This window comes from Rhodobacteraceae bacterium M382 (genome assembly GCA_025141015.1).
Lineage (GTDB): Bacteria > Pseudomonadota > Alphaproteobacteria > Rhodobacterales > Rhodobacteraceae > Aliisedimentitalea > Aliisedimentitalea scapharcae.
This window is the reverse complement of the sequence record CP081098.1, coordinates 2,456,948-2,474,994: the sequence shown is the minus strand read 5'-3', so window position 1 is coordinate 2,474,994 and position 18,047 is coordinate 2,456,948. Positions and strand designations below refer to the sequence as shown.

Sequence of the window (18,047 nt, the reverse complement as noted above, 5' to 3'; positions counted from 1 at the left end):
CCCGCCTGTCCGGTTTCCTTTCGCGCGCTCAGCCCCTATTGTCCGCTTTGACATCCCTCACATGACCCAAGCAAACATCATGAAAATCAGCATCATCATCCCATCGCGTGAACGGGCGTTCTATTTGAAATCGTCGATCCAGACCGTGCTGGATATTGACGATCCGGATATCGAACTGATTGTGGCCGACAATGCTTCGACCGATGGCACCGACGCCGTCGTCGCCGGTTTTGACGATTCACGTCTGACTTATCTGCCATCAGATGCCCGCGTCTCAATGCGCGAGAATTTCAATAGATCCATTCTGGCCAGTTCGGGTGATTATGTGATCGTCTTTGGGGATGATGACGCCATTCTTCCGGGGCAGTTCCCTGCCCTGCGTCGTCTGCTGGACCAGCACCGGCCCGACGGGATGAGCTGGATCAAGGCCACCTATGGCTGGCCCATCGAAGGCTTTGGGGACAAGACCGGCGGCATCCGGTTCTACAGGGACAACAGCTTTGGCGCGCCAAAGATCTATGATCCGCATGACGACATCGACACATTGATGCGGTGCCAGTTGGGGCAGCTGAACCCGACGCCGAACATCTATCATGGCTGCGTATCTCGTGCCTATCTGAACCGCAACCAACCCAGCCCGGGCGTGTTTTTTGACAGCACCATTCCAGATGTGAATTTCCAGTTTCGCAGCACCTATGTGGGGGGAAAATTTCTTTCTGTTGCGCATCCGTTCACCATCAACGGCTATGGTCCGGCCAGCACCGGTGGCGCGCATTCTGGCCCCAAAAAAGGGTCCGCCAGCGAAAAAATCGGGCACAGCTTTGCTGCGGAGAACCGCGCCGATCCGTATGACGATATCATTGATCACGCGTTGACCGTACATCTGGTCTATTTTTCGACCCTGGAAACTCTGCGGGACCGCAGTGGATTTAGCGATCCCAGCCCAAGTTACGAAGATTGGTATCAATTTTCGCTGAACGCCACTCAGACCAAACCCGAAGAGACTGCCCGTATTCTTGATATTCTGCGCACCCATGCCGAACGTACTGGCACAGACGCAGCGCTGGCGGCGGCGCAACAGATGCCGCCCCGCGCCAAACGCACGCTGGCCGAACGCTGGGATCGGATCAAATCCCAGCTCCGTTCGTTCCGCCTGTCCGCAGAAATCAACGGAGAAAACACCGTGCATACGGCGGCTATGGTGATGGACCAGGTGCTGGGTCAGGATCTGGACGCGATCCTGCAGGGAACGCAAAACCAATCCGGCGCCTGGGCTGCTGCCAAACGCCGGTCAAAAGACTTCAAGCGGGAATTATGACACCCGTTTGAGGAAACCGTCGTGGGCAACAGTAATCTGCAGCTTGTCCGGGATATCCTTGTCGATCTCGAATTCCGGGTGGGTCTTTAAATAATCCCAGACGGCGGTTTTCGGGTTGTCCCCTTTGCCCCATGGGCGGTTGGGATAGGCGTCTTCGGCCATGTCTTCGATCAGCGTGTCGAACACCACGCAATAGCTGCCCACTGATGTCAATGGCGCATAGGCTTCCAGTTCGGCCCGGACGTGATCGTGGGTGTGATTGCTGTCCAGACACACCAGGATACGGTTGTAATCCTTGGCAAAATCATGAACCTGCTGGATGATGGCATCGTCGACCGACGACCCTTCGATCATTTCGATGCGTGAACGCATTGGGTGGGCGTCCATCGCTGCGCGGTTGTGGGCACGAATGTCCACGTCCACGCCCAGAACCTTGCGCGCGGATTTGGCGGGATCCATCGTGGAGCCAGCTTCGATCGCGTCCACCATATCCATCATAGCCAGCATCGAGGCGGAAAAGATCAACGATCCGCCATGAGCAATACCCATTTCCACGATCAGATCCGGTTTGATCTCCCAGATCAGTTCCTGCATGGCCACGATGTCTTGCGGGTACTGAATGATCGGGCGATCCATCCAATGGTAGTTGTAAGAATACTCTGCCACCGCCGAGGCACGCAGAAAGTCGAGCCCCGGTTTGGTCAGTGCATCATTGCCCCGCATTTCTGCAATACGTTTGGGAATATCGGATTTAAAGTCGCTCATTTGCCCACCTCGACATATGTAAAAGCATTACCGGACATCTCTTTGATTTCCTTGGTATAGTTCGGGTTCATCACCAGTATTCGTGCCTCTGGTGACAGATTTGGAAGCAGCTCGTTTGGGGCACTGACGCGCAACCCGGTTCCGGCCAGAAACTTGCCCTGTTTGGCGGGGTTGATGTCGATGACACCCGCAACCGGACGGCCGGCCCGCGCGCGCAACATGGAAAAGATCAGCCCCTTGGACGCGCCCCCCCAGACCACATCGTGATCACTGCTATTGGCGGCCGTCAGGCTATCGGTGAAGTCATCTGGAAAACTTACTGTGTTTTCATCGTCATAGACCGGCTTCTTTAATGTTGCCAAATCAGCAACGACATACAGATACTGACCGCCAAAACAATTTCCAGCCTCAACCACACGGCCAAAGATCTTGTAAAAATCGTCGAGCCGGAAATAATTCACGTGCTCGTAAAACAGATCGAACCACGCCCGATTGTCACAGATCCAATCCAGACAGGGGACCTCGATGTAAATCAGCCCCTGCCCGCCGTTCGCCTCGGCGAGCTGCATCAGAAAGTCGACCGGATTCTGGATGTGCTCCAAAACATGGCGCAACACCAACCCATCGCCGTTCATGCCGACGTCGGGCCCAAAGTAGAGTTTTTCGATCCGCGGGTCGTCCCCTTCATATGTCGGGTCAAACCCTGTGATGTCGGCACCGCGCTCGGCCAGCATTTCCAGAAACGTACCCTTGCCACAGCCCACTTCGATCAATCGGTCGCCCATTGTGGCCCGAACCAGATCAGCAGCCCAATTCAGATGCGCCCTGAACGGAACCGAATTGCCCTGTTCATTCTGATAGGCCGCATCATAGACCATCAGGTCGGGATCAAAGGCCGCGTTATAGACCAGCCCGGTCTTCTGATCCTCGACAATCCGGATTTGACCACGGGGACAGGCGTGGGCTGCCTCCACAGTGTCATACATGCGGTTTTGAAAGATCGGAAAGTCCACTGCTTCATACAGCACGCGTTGGGTCATATCCTGGTCTCCGTATCGCGCAGACCGATTACACAGGGCGGATCGGTCAGATTGTCGGGGCGTGCGCCAAAATTCAACAGGTCACGGCGACCATAGTGATCCGCTATCTGTTCCGCCAGAGCGCGTACCGTGATCCCCTGCCCGCTGGCGATATTGGTGGCACCTGTCCGGTTGCTGAACGCATCCTCCAGCAACAGCGCCGCCGCATCATCCACATCCATGAAGTCACGCACCTGAGTGCCGCTGGTCAGATCCGCCCGTTCCCCGGCCTGCATCTGTTGATGCAGATAAGGCACCAGGCGACGGGGATCTTCGCCCTGACCATAAAGATAGAACAGCCGCGCCCACAGGAATTCGACCCCCTGTAACGGCAGGTATTGATTCAGTGTCACATAGGTTGACGCCTTGGCTGCTGCATAGGGTGTGACCGGGTTCAACCGGGTCGAGACGCTCAACTCTCCCGGTGCCAGATCATATTCAAAGCAGGTGCCGACCCCGACAAATTTTCGCACCCCCGCCAGCGCCGCGCCACGTGCCAGATTGAGCGTACCGGACAGACAGTCGAGGTTCTTGTCCGAGGTCAGATATTTGCCCGGCTCCGCATACCACGCCACATGGATCACCATATCGACATCTTGACAGGTTTCAGTCCACCATTCAATTCCGTGCGAAAAAACATCCATTGTTTCAATAATTTGAACGCAATTTTTAATGTTACCGCCAGTGCGATTGACACAGACAACATCGGCACCGTGCGCCGCCAGCCCCCGGATCACGGCCTGCCCGACAAACCCGGTGGCTCCTGTGACCAGAACCCGTCCCATTACAGCACTTTCAGCTCAGGAACTGCGGTGACGAACTGTGTCCCCTGATCCGCAAGAGCCCGGTTCTGCTCCATGATTTCGGCACCGATGTTCCAGGGAAAAATCACCAGATAGTCGGGCCGTGCATCGGACAGCGCCCCTGGTGCCAGGATCGGCACATGACTTCCCGGCATCAGCATTCCCTGTTTGGACGGCGCAGCATCACATACAAAAGGCACCAGGTCAGGTTTGACACCTGCAAAGTTCATTAACGTATTGCCCTTGGCCGCAGCGCCATAGGCCGCAACAGATTTTCCCTCGGCCTTGGCCTGCAACAGAAAGCGCAGGAAATCATCCTTGACCCGTTCTGCCTTGGCCTGAAACGCGGTGTAATAGGCATCCGTATCCATACCCCGCGCGGCCTCTTCGGCCCGGACAGCCGCCACAGCCTGGGTTTCGGCGTATTCGGCGTCCGTTCGGCAGGCATAGATCCGCAGACTGCCCCCATGTGTCGCCAGCTCTTCGACGTCAAACACACGCAATCCCGCAGCCTGCATGACATGTTCGACGGCCATCAGCGACAGATACGAAAAATGTTCATGATACACCGTGTCGAACTGGTTGAATTCGACCAACCGCATCAGATGCGGGAACTCCAATGTCACCACACCCTGAGGTTTCAAGACAGCGTATAATCCGCGGGTAAAATCATTGATATCAGGGACATGCGCATAGACGTTATTACCCAGAACCAAATCGGACCTTGGCAGATCCGCGGCCATCTTCTCGCCAAAAAACGTCTGAAGCACCGGAACCCCCAATGCTTCGGCGGCTTTGGCGGTGCTTTCAGTCGGTTCGACTCCCAAACAGGGAATACCCGAGGCAACAAAATTCCTGAGCAGATAGCCATCGTTGGACGCGACTTCGATCACATGGCTGGTCGCGTCCAGCCCAAGCCGTTCGGTGATCATCGCCACATAGCGCGAGGCATGATCCAGCCAACTGCGCGACATCGACGAAAAATAGGCATACTCGTCAGTAAACAACTGATCAGCGGCCGCAAAATCTTCGGTCTGCACCAGACGACAGTTCGGACAGGCCTTGATCCGCAAAGGAAAGGTCATTTCAGGTTGCGACAGACCCTGAGGCGCGACATAGGCGTTCGACGGGGGCGCAAACCCCAGATCCAGAAAATCCAGCGTCAACGGCGTGTCACAATGGCGGCAAGTCTGAGTCATAACGGCGCGCACTCCTGTAGCGCAGGCAAATTGCGATCCCGCTCCGACATGTTGCTGACCGCCAGCGGCCAATTGATGTTCAGGGCAGGATCCAGCGGATTGATGCCGCCTTCGTGCCCAGGGGCATAGGCGGTGGAATGAAGATATTGCAATTCGGTGTCAGGTTCCAAGGTCTGGAATCCATGGGCGAACCCTTTGGGTACATAGATGGCGTTCAACGCATCCTGGTCCAGAATGACGCTACAGCTTTGTCCGAACGTCGCGGAGCCAGCACGCAGGTCCACGATCACATCACAGGCCCGCCCACGCAGCGCCCGCACCACTTTGACTTCGGCCGCCGGTTCTCGTTGAAAATGCAGGCCGCGCAATGTGCCGCACTCCCGGCTCATCGACACGTTCATTTGCACCCATGTGGTATTCAACCCATGGGCATCAAATTCAGTGTCGCAATACATCCGGGCAAAAAAACCGCGATCATCCTCGCGCCGCTGCAGTTTGATTTCCCAGGCCCCGGACAGAGCAAGCGGGTCAAAGATCATGGCGCACCAAACTCTGCAATCTGGCGTCGTGTGATGACCAGCGGATCCTCGCCTTCATGCACGGCGCGGTACCAATCGACGGTCTTGTGCAACCCCTGCGCAAAATCCCAGCGCGGTGAATACCGCAGATCCGATCGCGCCTGTTCAATGCCCAGGCTCAGCAATCCGGCTTCGTGGCGCGCGTCGGGGTCGGATTTGTCCAACCATTGCCCCGGCCAATGTGCCAACGCACCCAGAACCAGATCGCCAACCGATTTCACATCCGCGGCCTCAGGGCCAAAATTATACGCGTTTACATAATGCTGCCGCTTGACCATATGTTCGGCCAACCGCAGATACCCCGACAATGGCTCCAACACATGTTGCCACGGACGGCGCGCGTGCGGGTTCCGCACCGCGACCGGTTTTCCGACGGACAAGGCCCGGATGATATCTGGCAGGAGCCTGTTTTCGGCCCAATCGCCACCACCGATGACATTGCCGGCCCGGGCGGATGCCAATTGAACCGGACGGTCCTTGAAGAATGACTTGCGATAACTCGAAATCACCAGCTCACAGGCGGCCTTGGATGCGGAATAAGGATCATGCCCCCCCAGCCGGTCGTCCTCACGATAGGGATGCATCCATTCGCGGTTCTCATAAACCTTGTCAGTTGTGATCATCACCGCGGCGCATAATTTGTCCAGTTGACGCAAGGCGTCCAGCATATGGGCCGTGCCCATGACATTGGTGTCCCAGGTCTCAAGCGGATCATCATAGGACGCCAATACCAACGGCTGCGCCGCCAGATGGAACACGACATCCGGCTGCACCTCTTTCACCCGCTCGCTCAGCACGACGGCATCGCGGATATCGCCAATCCGGTGATCCATCCGCTCGGCCAGTTGCAACTGTTCAAACAGGCTTGGCTCTGTGTCCGGCTCCAACGCCAGACCAAAGACCTCGGCTCCCAGCTCACACAACCAAAGTGACAGCCAGCTCCCCTTGAATCCGGTGTGCCCCGTGACCAGAACCCGTTTTCCCGACCAGAAACTCATCCGCGCAGCGGCTCCCAGACCTTCCAGGGGGCTTTGTCCGTGGCCCACATCTCTTCCAACTGGGTCTTGTCGCGCAACGTGTCCATCGCCATCCAGAATCCCGTGTGTTTCCACAGGCTCAACTGACGATCCCGCGCCAAACTCTCCAACGGTGCTTTCTCAAAGATACAGGAGTCCCCATCCAACCGGTCAAAGATCGACGGTTCACACACCATGAACCCACCGTTGATCCACCGATTGTCACCCTGCGGTTTCTCCTGAAAAGACGTCACCCGATCACCTTCGATCCCCAAGGCACCGAACCGCCCTGCTGGCTGAATAGCCGTCACGGTCGCCTCGGTGCGCTGTGCCCTGTGAAACGCCACCAGACCTGCGATATCGACATTGGAAACCCCATCGCCATATGTCAGGCAAAACGTGTCATTCAAATAGGGGGCAACGCGGGCAATACGTCCCCCGGTCTGGGTCAGTTCGCCGGTGTCAATCAATGTGATTTTCCACGGTTCCGCGGCCTGATTGTGCACTTCCATTGAATTGTCACTCAGATCAATGGTCACATCGGACATATGCAAAAAGTAATTCGCGAAATACTCCTTGATCATATACCCCTTGTAGCCGCAACAAATCACGAACTCATTGATCCCGTGGTGGCCATACAGCTTCATGATGTGCCACAGAATGGGTCGCCCGCCGATTTCGATCATGGGTTTGGGACGCAAATGGGATTCTTCGCTGATCCGCGTCCCCAATCCTCCGGCAAGAATGACAGTCTTCAAAGGCCCATCCAATCGGTCTGATATATCTTGTTCTCTGGGTTACACCGATTGTTCAGGCGTCACAACCATTTGCCACCCCGGACAGCCGCGCAAGCCATGCATCGCGCACCGCTCTTTCCCGGGTTGGATCCTGCTTCTTTCTGGTTCCAAATACCTCAGGGGGTTTGGGGGACAGCGTCCCCCGGGGCCTGCGTGGCCAGAACGCAGATGAACCGTATGCGCCCTGGCGCCCCTTTTGAAAACGGACGCCGCACAAAAAAGGCCGCGCTGAACGGCGCGGCCTTTTCCAAAATCTCGAACTCGAAGATTAACGCTTGGAGAACTGGAAGCTCTTACGGGCTTTTGCCTTACCAAACTTCTTACGTTCCACAACGCGCGAGTCACGGGTCAGGAAGCCAGCAGCTTTCAGTGCGCCACGCAGCGACGGGTTGTACAGCTGCAGGGCTTTGGAGATGCCGTGCTTGACCGCACCGGCCTGACCGGTCAGGCCGCCACCTTTGACGGTTGCAAAGACGTCGAATTCGCCTTCGACACCGGCAACCTGGAATGGCTGGCGCAGGATCAACTGCAGAACCGGACGGGCAAAGTACTTGTCCTGGTCCTTGCCGTTGACGATGACCTTGCCGGAGCCCGGCTTGATCCAAACGCGTGCGACAGCGTCTTTACGCTTGCCTGTGGCATAGGAACGGCCCAGCTCGTCACGCACGGGTTCGCGCGAAACGATTTCTTCGGCCACTGCTTCGACGCCTGCGACGGCGCTCAGCTCTTCGAGAGTATTGATCTGATCAACCATCGGTCATTAGCTCCGCGTGTTCTTCTTGTTCATGGACTTGACGTCCAGAACTTCGGGGGCCTGGGCTTCATGCGGGTGCTGATCACCGGCATAAATACGCAGGTTGGTCATCTGCTGGCGCGCCAGACGGTTGCCGGGCAGCATGCGCTTGACAGCCTGCATGACAACACGCTCAGGGTGAGCGCCGTCCAGAATCTGCTGTTTGGTGCGCGACTTGATCCCACCGGGGTGACCCGTGTGCCAGTAGAAGTGCTCTTCGCGCTTCTTGCCGGTCATCTGGATCTTTTCGGCGTTGATGATGATGACGTTGTCGCCCATATCCATATGCGGAGTGAACGACGCTTTATGCTTGCCACGCAGACGCATGGCCACAATCGACGCCAGACGGCCCAGAACAACGCCTTCGGCGTCGATCAGGATCCATTTCTTGTCGATATCTGCAGGTGTTGCAGAAAAGGTTTTCATGGCAGGTAAATCCTGTTTGACGTGAAGGACGGCCCGCCAGGCGAACCGTCCGAATTCGATGGACGGGGTTTACGGGGATCCCTTGGTCCAGTCAACACCAGTAAATCTATTTTAGTCAAACATTTTCAATAGGTTAGAAATTAGGTATTATAATACCCCATAAATCAGACGCTGATCTGCTCTGGCGGGTTGTCCAGCAACGCCCGCAGCCGCTGCATGGCATCTTCGAACACGGAAATCGGAACCTGACCATTGATCGCGATCCGCACTGCGTGGGGTGCGCGCCCGTCTCGGAGGGCAAATTCATCTGCCGACCGGATCTGCACCCCTTCGGCCTCAGCCGCCCGGGTGAACGCTGCTGCACGCCATCCCGGCGGTAGGTGCAGCCAGACAAATGGAACCTTTGCATCCCAAACCAAATCAAAGGCCCCCAGCATGTTGACGGCAACGCGCACATATTCTTCGATCACCGCCTGGACGTCCCGGGCCAACTGGCGGGTCCTGGGGTCGGTCAGCAGGACAAAAACCAGCTCCTTGAGCGGCTGCGCCAATCCAAAATACCCGTGTTCGGCAGTGCGCCGCAGATCCGGACCCTTGTCCTGTGGGGCAATTGCAAACCCAACGCGCAACGCGGGTGTCAATGTCTTGGAAATCGACGACACATGCCATCCACGTTCCGGGGCCAGCGCCCGATAACTGGGCGCGCGTGCCTCTCCTACGCGGTAACAATCATCCTCGACAATCTGCAGGTCCAACCGCCGCGCCACATCCACAATTTCCTTGCGTCGGGCCAGCGGTGTGTGGGCACCGGTTGGATTATGTACCTCGGGGGATGTGCAGACCACCTGCGCCCGGGTGCGGCGCGCCATCATCTCCAGCGATTCAGGAATGATCCCCTGTTCATCCATTTCAACACCCACCACCTGCGCGCGCAACAAATCGGCGGCGCGCCGGAACCCGGCATAAGATAGGTCTTCGACCAAAACGACCGGATTGGGTCCATACAGAATGGTCTGCAAAGTAACCAGCAACCCATTCTGTCCCCCGTGGGTCAAAACCAGATCCCGATCGGTCAACGACCCCAGTGGCAAATCCGACAGCCAATCCACGGCTGCCTGACGGGTGGCCCGATACGCGCTGCGTGTCGGGTAGTTCAGAAAATCATGCGGATCTGTTGTTTCCGCGACCTTGACCAAAGCTTCGCGCAGTGCAGACACTTGACCGACATCCGGCAATCGCGGGCTGAACAGGCTGACCATGTTGCCGGGTTTGCCGCCGGTCAAATCCAGCTGCCGTGCCCAGACATCATCCGGTGTTGGTTTGACCGGATCCGCCACAAAGGTCCCGCGGCCAACCTCGGCTTGCAACACGCCTTCTTCGGTCAGGACCGTATAGGCGCGCGCGACTGTACCGGGCGTGATGCTGAGACGATAGGCCAATTCGCGCACTGGCGGCAGCTTGGCTCCGGTTTCCAATGCACCCTGATCAACCGCCTTGCGAATTGTATCCGATACAATCTTGTACTTAGGACCGCTCGCTTTTCCGAGCGTCTCTGGCCAAATTGTATCCATTACAATCCTTCCTTGGACGACATATGTGATTCATTGTATCAAATCTTTGTAGCAAATCTACAGGAATGTATCAATACAATTTACGGGACCACCAAGATGACCAACACTGCACACATAGCCTCCCCCCATATGGCTTACCTCAACAGCCGCCCCGCCCTGCCCGTTCTGGCGCAGTGGGCCGTCGGTTTCGCAGTCCTGGTCACCAAATGGACCCTGCGCCAACGCACACGCAAACATCTGCGTCACCTGACGCCCGAACAGTTGCAGGACATCGGGTTGACCCGCGCCGAGGCACATTATCAAGCGACTCTTCCGTTCTGGCGCCCATGATCCCCGGGATAGCCAGAACCACCTGACGGCCGGGGGAAACCCCGGCCCTTTTTTTGCCTGTGGCAAGTTTTCCACAGCAAACCAAAGAATTTGCTTGATCGAATCCGGGATGCGCCATATCTGCGCCTCACTTTCGGTACCGATCCCAACCCTGAACTCTTATTCGGGGGGGCGCTAAGGGCCGGCTGGATTGTCATCTACTGGAACGAAGGGGAGTGTCATGAAGGACGCCAACCTCTTCCAACTGGGGATCGGTCTGGAGACAGGCGCCCAAGAGGAAGATACCACACGCGGTCTGACGGCTGCGAACATCGATGCTGTTGTAGAAGCAGATCGCGAAGATCACTTTATCCGTCGTGACGGCAAGATTTTTGCCGGAACCCACCTGATCATCGAAGTGATGAAGGGAACAGGCCTGGACTGCGAAACCCGCATCCAGCAGGCGTTCCGTGATTGCGTCGATGTTTGTGGTGCTACGCTGCTGCACATCCACACCCATAAATTCTCGCCTCAGGGTGTGTCGGGCGTGGCCGTACTGGCCGAAAGCCACATCTCGGTGCACACATGGCCGGAAATCGGCTATGGCGCGTTTGACGTGTTCATGTGTGGCGATGCAGAACCATGGAAAGCTGTTGACGTGCTGAAGGCCGCTTTTGACACCGATCAGGTCGAAGTGCGTGAACTGCTGCGCGGAGAGGAGCTGATTGCCAAGGAAGTTGCGGCATGAGCGAAACCTGGATCACCGAAAAGCTGCACGCCCACTATGCGCAGTCCCTGCGTGTGGACGAGATGCTGTATGACAGCAAGACCGAACACCAACGCCTGAAGGTGTTCCAGAACGGCCAATTCGGCCGCATCCTGACGCTGGACGATGTGGTGCAAACCACCGAAGGCGACAACTTCATCTATCACGAGATGCTGACCCATGTGCCAATTCTGGCGCATGGCAATGCAAAACGTGTTTTGATCATTGGTGGCGGCGACGGCGGCATGGCCCGCGAGGCGCTGCGTCACCAGTCGGTCGAACACGTCACCATGGTCGAAATTGACGCTGGTGTGGTGGATTTCTCGAAAGAGTATCTGCCGATGCTCAGCCAAGGTGCCTTTGACGATCCGCGTTTGACACTGGTGATCAACGACGGCGCTGCGTTCATGCGTGACACGCAGGACAAGTTCGACGTGATCATCGTCGATTCAACCGACCCCATTGGCCCGGGCGAAGTGCTGTTCACAGACACCTTCTATGGCCACGCGGCCCGCGCCCTGACCCCGGATGGTATCATCGTCACCCAGAACGGCGTGCCGTTCATGCAGGGCGACGAGCTGACCAACACCATGCGGGCCTTTCAGGCGCTGTTTTGTGATGCGTCCTGTTATATCGCGTCGATCCCCACCTATGCGGGTGGACCGATGGCGTTTGGCTGGGGCAGCCATTCGAACAAAGGGCGCACCGTGGATTTGCCCACCGTTCAGGCGCGTTTTGCCGCCGCCGGTTTAGAGTGCGACTATTACAACCCGGAAATCCACAAGGCTGCCTTTGCCCTGCCCGGGTATGTCAAAAAGCTGATCCCCTGATCAAACCCGGCAACCATAAATAACAAAAGCCCCGCAAGCCGTTGGTTTCGGGGCTTTTTCTGTTCTGTCAGGCCTCAACGTTCAGGTGGAATGGAATAGGTCATGGTAGACCGGGCCACGATTTTGTCCGATCCTTCGGAGAACATGTGCACATCCCCCACGGCCAGGGTCCGGCCCAATTTCAGCAATCGGGCCTGCGCCACGACATCGGCCCCTGCCTCGGGTTTGCGCATGAAATCAAGCGAACAATTTGTGGTCACGGCCAAGGCCTTTTTCCCCAGCCGCGACAGCACCAGCGCATAGACGGAAACATCTGCCAACGCGAACATCGACGGGCCGGAAACAGTTCCCCCGGGGCGCAAGTGTCGTTCGGCCGTCAACAGGCGCATGGTCACGCCCTCGTCGCTCAGCACATCAATGGCAAAGTCTTCTTTGACCTGTGGAAATACCTCGGCCAGATATTTGGTCAATTCGTCACGGTTCAGGGCCAGAGCCATGCTTTTCCTTTCTGTATTCTCCCCCTAGAGTTGCCCCAAGCCAAGGGAGAAGGGCAAGATGACAATTCTGGAACGTCACGACACAGGGGCAATCGCCCATCTGAAGATGAACGCACCCGAGCGCATGAATGCGCTGTCAGACGAAATGCTGGCTGCGTTGCAGGACCAGATCGACGCGTTACGCGATGATCCCACCATTCGCGCGGTCATCCTGTCGGGTGCGGGCAAGGCGTTCTGCGCAGGCCATGACATCAAACAGATGACAGCGGGGCGCCAAAACGAAGACGGCGGCCGCGCCTATTTTCAAAGCCTGTTCGCCCGCTGCACCAGCGTCATGATGGGGCTGCAATCCCTGCCCCAGCCCGTGATTGCCCAGGTTCACGGTATTGCCACTGCCGCCGGATGCCAGCTGGTTGCCTCCTGCGATCTGGCCATCGCCGCCGATGGCACGCGATTCGGGGTCAACGGTGTCAATATTGGTCTGTTCTGTTCGACCCCGATGGTCGCGCTTAGTCGGAACATCCCACGCAAACAGGCGTTTGAACTGCTCACCACCGGTCATTTTGTCGAGGCGGACCGCGCCGTTGAATTGGGGCTGCTCAATCGCGCCGTTCCGGCCGATCAACTGGTCGATGAAACCCGTCACCTGGCAGAAACCATCGCTTCAAAACTGGGCGCAGCGGTCAAGATCGGGAAACAGGCTTTCTATGAACAATTGCAGATGCCGATGGATCAGGCCTATGCCTATACCAGTGACGTGATTGTCGAAAATCTGCTGTACCGGGATACGATCGAAGGCATGGCCGCGTTTGTCGACAAACGCAAACCAGACTGGGACCAAGGCTGATTCACATTTTAGCGGCCCTGTTGACACGGGGTCGCTGTCCAGTTTTTCTCATTATTATAAATAAATCAAATAATTACGGGGAGATATCAATTCTCTCAAATTGGGCGAAATCTGGACATTGGCGACCCGGGATGGATCGTTTCGCCAATTCAGCAGAATTGTTTCCAATTTCCGTCTTTTAAAAACGGCAACACTATGGCAAAGGTTGGACAGGGTCCGAAATGACCCGCAGTCATTTGGGTCGCCGAGTGGCGGAAGGTCCCTCCAAACCGGGTCTCTCTCCCCGGTTCGACATTCCCGCCCGGCGACCCCAAATACTCTTCTCTTCCTTCACATACAAAATGGCCTGCACCACGGGTCCGGTTCAATTCCGCACTCTTTCATGACTGCTCAGCAGTTGCGCAATCCCGCGCCCTGCCCTATGTCGCCCTTCATGACACAGATATTGCATATCGTTGGCGGCGGCATGGCCGGATCCGAAGCGGCCTGGCAGGCTGCTGAAATGGGCGTTCAGGTGGTAATCCATGAAATGCGCCCCAAGGTCGAAACCTTTGCCCATAAAACCGGCCATCTGGGCGAGATGGTTTGTTCCAATTCGTTCCGTTCCGATGATAGCGAACAAAATGCTGTCGGCCTGCTGCATTGGGAAATGCGGGCGGCCAATGGGTTGATCATGGCCACGGCTGATGCGCATCGTCTGCCCGCCGGTGGTGCCCTGGCCGTCGACCGCGACCCCTTTGCCGAAACCGTTACCGCCAAATTGACAGCCCACCCCAATGTGTCGGTCAGCTACGAAGAAATCACCACGTTGCCTACGGAAGGAAACTGGATCTTTGCCACCGGGCCGCTGACTTCTGGCACCTTGGGCCAGGCGATCCAGGCCGAAACCGGTGCCGAAGCGTTGGCCTTTTTCGACGCCATCGCCCCGATCATCTATGCCGAAAGCATCGACATGTCCCAGGCCTGGATGCAGTCGCGTTATGACAAGGGTGAAACTGAAGAAGAGCGCACCGCCTACCTCAACTGCCCGATGGACAAGGCGCAGTACGAAGCCTTTATCGACGCGCTGTTGGCCGCGGATAAAACCGAATTCCACGATGGTGAAACCGCCGGCTACTTTGACGGCTGCCTGCCGATCGAAGTCATGGCCGAACGCGGTCGCGAAACATTGCGATTTGGCCCGATGAAACCCGTGGGCCTGACCAATGCGCACCACCCCGACACCAAACCCTATGCGGTGGTGCAGCTACGTCGAGACAATGCGCTGGGTACGCTGTTTAATATTGTCGGGTTCCAGACAAAAATGAAATACGGGGCCCAGACCGACGTGCTGCGGATGATCCCCGGTTTGGAGAATGCCAGCTTTGCCCGATTGGGTGGCATCCACCGGAATACCTTTTTGAATTCGCCCACTTTGCTGGACGCTCAGATGCGGTTAAAGTCCAAGCCGCACATTCGGTTCGCCGGACAGATCACCGGAGTCGAAGGCTATGTCGAAAGCGCCGCCATGGGGTTGCTTGCGGGTCGTATGGCCGCCTGTGAAATCCTAGGCCGCGACTGTCCCGTCGTGCCACAGGACAGCGCCATGGGTGCCTTGGTCCATCACATCACGGGCGGTGCCGAGGCCAAGACCTTTCAACCCATGAACGTCAACTTTGGCCTGTTCCGCCCGGTTGATGGGCTCAAAGGTGGCCGCCGAGGACGCAAGGACCGCTACAAGGCCTATACCGACCGTGCAAAATCCGTGTGGACCGATTGGCTTGGCGAAATCGGCCCATAACGGGTCCTGGCTGTCACTTGCAACTGGACGAACGGCCAATGCTGCGCCTATCCTGATTGCATGAGCAACTCATTTCTGGACAAGACCTACGATCTCGACACCCCCGAGGAAACCCGTAGCCATTACGACAAATGGGCAGAGTCCTATGATCGGGAAATCGCAGAAAACGGCTATGCAACGCCTGGCCGTGTGGCTGATGCCCTATGGCAGTTTCTGCCCGAACCGGACACTGAGGTTCTGGATTACGGATGCGGCACCGGTTTATGCGGGCAGGAATTGAAACGTGTCGGGTTTCACACGGTCGATGGTATGGATCTTTCAGCAGACATGATCGACAGCGCCCGTGCCAAGGGGATTTATCGCAGGCTCGAACAGATCAGCCTGGACGATCCCCAACCCAGTGCACAAGATCGCTATCGGGCCGTCGCTGGTGCCGGCCTGCTGGGGGTTGGCGGTGCTCCGCCAGACGTCTTTGACCTGATCTTGCATGCCTTGCCACGCCAGGGCCTGTTTGCATTCTCCTTGAACGATCACGCCTTGGCCGACCCTGCCTATACCAGCAAGATCAGCGAATGGGTCGATTGCGCCGCGGCCCATCTGCTGTTCAGGGAATACGGCCCGCACCTGCCTGGCATTGATCTGAAATCTGACGTGTATGTGATTAAAAAAGCGTGACTTTCACCACCCGATTTGCGCCCTCTCCAACCGGGCCCCTCCATTTGGGGCACGCGTTTTCCGCCTTGCTGGCTTGGGATATGGCCAGACGGGCCGGTGGCCAATTCCTGTTGCGGATCGAGGACATCGACCAATCCCGGGCCCGTACACATTGGGAAGAACAGATCTATGACGATCTGCGCTGGTTGGGTCTGTCGTGGCCTGAGCCGGTGATGCGCCAATCAGACCGTCAATCGGCTTATGACACAGCCTTGGATCACCTGTGGAACCTGGGCCTGCTGTATCCCTGTACATGTAACAGGAAAGACATTGCCGCCGCCGCATCCGCACCACAGGAAGGCGCACCCCTGTTGGGGCCGGACGGCATTGTCTACCCTGGCACCTGTCGACCATTGTCTGATCTGGACATGTCCAAACGTTCAGAACGACCGCGTGGCATTCCTCTCAGGTTGAACATGGCGGCAGCCACGAAACAGGCCGCGGCCTCGCTTTCCGGGGGCCTGGCCTGCCACTTTGTCGAAGACGGTCACGGCCTGTGCCAGGAAACCGGACATATCACGCGCACCACAGATCAGATGGTACAGACCATCGGCGATGTGGTGCTGTCGCGCAAGGACATGGGCACATCCTATCACCTCTCGGTGGTTGTGGACGACGCAGACCAAAACATAACCCATGTGGTACGGGGGGCCGATCTGTTTGATGCCACACCCATTCATGTCCTTCTTCAGTCGCTGCTAGGGCTGCCAACTCCGGTGTATAACCACCACGACCTGATCCGCGATGACACCGGAAAACGTCTGGCCAAACGCGACGACGCCCGGGCCATTGCAAAATACCGGCAGGACGGCCTCTCCCCTGCTGATTTACGCAAGATCGTCGGTCTCTGACCTGCCCCTGCTTCTTTCTGGTCAAAAATACCTGCGCCGCAGGCTTGGCTCGGCACGAGCCAATTCGACGACCGGATCAAAGCATCGGCTTCATCAACTCCACGTCCTCACCGTCACGTACAGAAGTATAAAAACAGCTGCGGCGATTGGTGTGACAGGCAGGTCCGTTTTGGCGCACGATGGCCAGCAAACAATCACGATCACAATCGACCCGCAGATCGATCAGCGTTTGTGTATGGCCCGATGTTTCCCCCTTGATCCAAAAGGCTTGACGCGATCGGGACCAATAGGTCACTTGGCCGGTTTCCAAAGTCTTGGACACCGCATCCTGATTCATCCAGGCCATCATCAACACCTCATCGGTGCCTTCGGCCTGGGCAATACAGGGGATCAAACCTGCGTCATTATAGACAAGAGTGGCGGGATCGAAACGCATCGCATAAAAACCTTTTGCATCGGGGAACCGAGACCCTATTTATGAGGGACCAGCAGTCAGGGAAAGCCTCAATGTCCGGCGAAAGCGATCTGATAAAACTATATTCCGCCCGAATTCTCGAACTTGCGGCGGATATCCCGCATCTCGACCGTCTGAGCGACCCCGATGCGTCGGTCAAAAAACGGTCTCCACTGTGTGGATCAACGGTCACAGTTGATCTGAAGGTCGAAGACGGTCAGGTCGTCGCCTTTGGTCAGGACGTCAAGGCCTGTGCCTTGGGTCAGGCCGCTGCTGCCGTGGTCGGATCTGCGGTGATTGGTCGAACCCAAGCCGAAATTGAAACGGCCCGCTCCCAGCTCAAGGCCATGCTGCGCTCGGATGGTCCGATCCCCGATGCACCTTTTGACGGGCTTGAGGTGTTGATTCCGGCCCGTGAATTCAAAAACCGGCACGCATCCATCCTTTTGGCGCTGGACGCGACAGCCGAAGCCTTTGCGCAGGCACAGCAAGAAAACTGCGCCTGACCCAGGCAATCCGGGTTTCTGAAAAGGCCGGACGCAGGAGAGCCATTTGGAGCGCTCCCGCCCACCGGACCTCCATCAAAGATGGAGCGCCGGCCGTTGGGCGTGGCCTCGCGCAGGGCGCTGCCCCGCGCGCGGTCTGTTGCACATA

At 57.1% G+C, this 18,047-nt stretch carries 21 protein-coding genes; 9 read left to right on the top strand and 12 right to left on the bottom strand.

Features of this window, described 5'->3' with window-relative positions:
• Nucleotides 1–61: 61 nt before the first annotated feature.
• A complete protein-coding gene (locus K3727_11555; GenBank protein UWQ89466.1) occupies nt 62–1,318 on the top strand; it encodes a glycosyltransferase in 1,257 nt (418 codons plus the stop codon).
• Here the strand turns inward: K3727_11555 and K3727_11550 are convergent.
• The 10 genes from K3727_11550 to K3727_11505 form a co-directional block, all read right to left on the bottom strand.
• Complete coding sequence (locus K3727_11550) at nt 1,313–2,083, bottom strand: cephalosporin hydroxylase family protein (protein ID UWQ89465.1); 771 nt, start codon at nt 2,081–2,083, stop codon at nt 1,313–1,315. The genes K3727_11555 and K3727_11550 overlap by 6 nt on opposite strands.
• Entirely contained in the window at nt 2,080–3,123 is a 1,044-nt protein-coding gene (locus tag K3727_11545; GenBank protein ID UWQ89464.1) for a methyltransferase domain-containing protein, read from the bottom strand. The genes K3727_11550 and K3727_11545 overlap by 4 nt, the downstream gene beginning before the upstream one ends.
• Nucleotides 3,120–3,947: an NAD(P)-dependent oxidoreductase gene (locus K3727_11540; protein UWQ89463.1), complete on the bottom strand. Its 828-nt coding sequence runs from the start codon at nt 3,945–3,947 to the stop codon at nt 3,120–3,122. Before K3727_11540 ends, K3727_11545 begins: the two co-directional genes overlap by 4 nt.
• Nucleotides 3,947–5,164, bottom strand: a complete 1,218-nt coding sequence (locus K3727_11535; GenBank protein UWQ89462.1) for a class I SAM-dependent methyltransferase — start codon at nt 5,162–5,164, stop codon at nt 3,947–3,949. Before K3727_11535 ends, K3727_11540 begins: the two co-directional genes overlap by 1 nt.
• On the bottom strand, nt 5,161–5,703 hold the full coding sequence (rfbC, locus tag K3727_11530) for a dTDP-4-dehydrorhamnose 3,5-epimerase (GenBank protein ID UWQ89461.1): 543 nt from the start codon (nt 5,701–5,703) through the stop codon (nt 5,161–5,163). The genes K3727_11535 and rfbC overlap by 4 nt, the downstream gene beginning before the upstream one ends.
• Complete coding sequence (gene rfbG / locus K3727_11525) at nt 5,700–6,740, bottom strand: CDP-glucose 4,6-dehydratase (GenBank protein UWQ89460.1); 1,041 nt, start codon at nt 6,738–6,740, stop codon at nt 5,700–5,702. The genes rfbC and rfbG overlap by 4 nt, the downstream gene beginning before the upstream one ends.
• Complete coding sequence (gene rfbF / locus K3727_11520; GenBank protein UWQ89459.1) at nt 6,737–7,516, bottom strand: glucose-1-phosphate cytidylyltransferase; 780 nt, start codon at nt 7,514–7,516, stop codon at nt 6,737–6,739. The genes rfbG and rfbF overlap by 4 nt, the downstream gene beginning before the upstream one ends.
• 307 nt (nt 7,517–7,823) lie before the next feature.
• Entirely contained in the window at nt 7,824–8,309 is a 486-nt protein-coding gene (gene rpsI / locus K3727_11515) for a 30S ribosomal protein S9 (protein UWQ89458.1), read from the bottom strand.
• A gap of 6 nt (nt 8,310–8,315) precedes the next feature.
• Nucleotides 8,316–8,774, bottom strand: a complete 459-nt coding sequence (gene rplM / locus K3727_11510) for a 50S ribosomal protein L13 (protein ID UWQ89457.1) — start codon at nt 8,772–8,774, stop codon at nt 8,316–8,318.
• A gap of 164 nt (nt 8,775–8,938) precedes the next feature.
• Nucleotides 8,939–10,345 (bottom strand): PLP-dependent aminotransferase family protein, encoded by a 1,407-nt coding sequence (locus K3727_11505; protein UWQ89456.1) that lies wholly within the window; start codon nt 10,343–10,345, stop codon nt 8,939–8,941.
• Between the two features lie 96 nt (nt 10,346–10,441).
• Here K3727_11505 and K3727_11500 point away from each other — a divergent pair, with 96 nt between their 5' ends.
• The 3 genes from K3727_11500 to speE all read left to right on the top strand — a co-directional run bounded on the left by K3727_11500 (nt 10,442) and on the right by speE (nt 12,250).
• Nucleotides 10,442–10,675 carry a DUF1127 domain-containing protein gene (locus K3727_11500; protein UWQ89455.1) on the top strand — a complete coding sequence of 78 codons (234 nt, stop codon included), beginning with the start codon at nt 10,442–10,444 and terminating at the stop codon, nt 10,673–10,675.
• Nucleotides 10,676–10,895: 220 nt separating this feature from the next.
• Entirely contained in the window at nt 10,896–11,402 is a 507-nt protein-coding gene (gene speD, locus K3727_11495) for an adenosylmethionine decarboxylase (protein ID UWQ89454.1), read from the top strand.
• On the top strand, nt 11,399–12,250 hold the full coding sequence (gene speE / locus K3727_11490; protein ID UWQ89453.1) for a polyamine aminopropyltransferase: 852 nt from the start codon (nt 11,399–11,401) through the stop codon (nt 12,248–12,250). Before speD ends, speE begins: the two co-directional genes overlap by 4 nt.
• Nucleotides 12,251–12,324: 74 nt before the next feature.
• On the opposite strand, the gene K3727_11485 is transcribed toward speE, so the two are convergent.
• The gene (locus K3727_11485) at nt 12,325–12,747 is read right to left on the bottom strand and encodes a PaaI family thioesterase (protein ID UWQ89452.1); all 423 of its coding nucleotides are present in this window, start codon (nt 12,745–12,747) and stop codon (nt 12,325–12,327) included.
• A gap of 58 nt (nt 12,748–12,805) precedes the next feature.
• On the opposite strand from K3727_11485, the gene K3727_11480 reads away from it, so the two are divergent.
• From K3727_11480 to gluQRS, 4 genes are all read left to right on the top strand, one after another.
• On the top strand, nt 12,806–13,594 hold the full coding sequence (locus tag K3727_11480; protein ID UWQ89451.1) for an enoyl-CoA hydratase: 789 nt from the start codon (nt 12,806–12,808) through the stop codon (nt 13,592–13,594).
• Nucleotides 13,595–14,027: 433 nt separating this feature from the next.
• Entirely contained in the window at nt 14,028–15,374 is a 1,347-nt protein-coding gene (trmFO, locus tag K3727_11475; GenBank protein ID UWQ89450.1) for a methylenetetrahydrofolate--tRNA-(uracil(54)-C(5))-methyltransferase (FADH(2)-oxidizing) TrmFO, read from the top strand.
• Between the two features lie 60 nt (nt 15,375–15,434).
• Nucleotides 15,435–16,049: a methyltransferase domain-containing protein gene (locus K3727_11470; protein UWQ89449.1), complete on the top strand. Its 615-nt coding sequence runs from the start codon at nt 15,435–15,437 to the stop codon at nt 16,047–16,049.
• Nucleotides 16,046–16,939: a tRNA glutamyl-Q(34) synthetase GluQRS gene (gene gluQRS, locus K3727_11465; GenBank protein UWQ89448.1), complete on the top strand. Its 894-nt coding sequence runs from the start codon at nt 16,046–16,048 to the stop codon at nt 16,937–16,939. Before K3727_11470 ends, gluQRS begins: the two co-directional genes overlap by 4 nt.
• A 76-nt stretch (nt 16,940–17,015) precedes the next feature.
• On the opposite strand, the gene hisI is transcribed toward gluQRS, so the two are convergent.
• Entirely contained in the window at nt 17,016–17,375 is a 360-nt protein-coding gene (gene hisI, locus K3727_11460) for a phosphoribosyl-AMP cyclohydrolase (protein ID UWQ89447.1), read from the bottom strand.
• A gap of 71 nt (nt 17,376–17,446) precedes the next feature.
• Between hisI and K3727_11455 the strand changes: the two genes are divergently transcribed.
• Nucleotides 17,447–17,899, top strand: a complete 453-nt coding sequence (locus K3727_11455) for an iron-sulfur cluster assembly scaffold protein (protein ID UWQ89446.1) — start codon at nt 17,447–17,449, stop codon at nt 17,897–17,899.
• Nucleotides 17,900–18,047 lie beyond the last annotated feature (148 nt).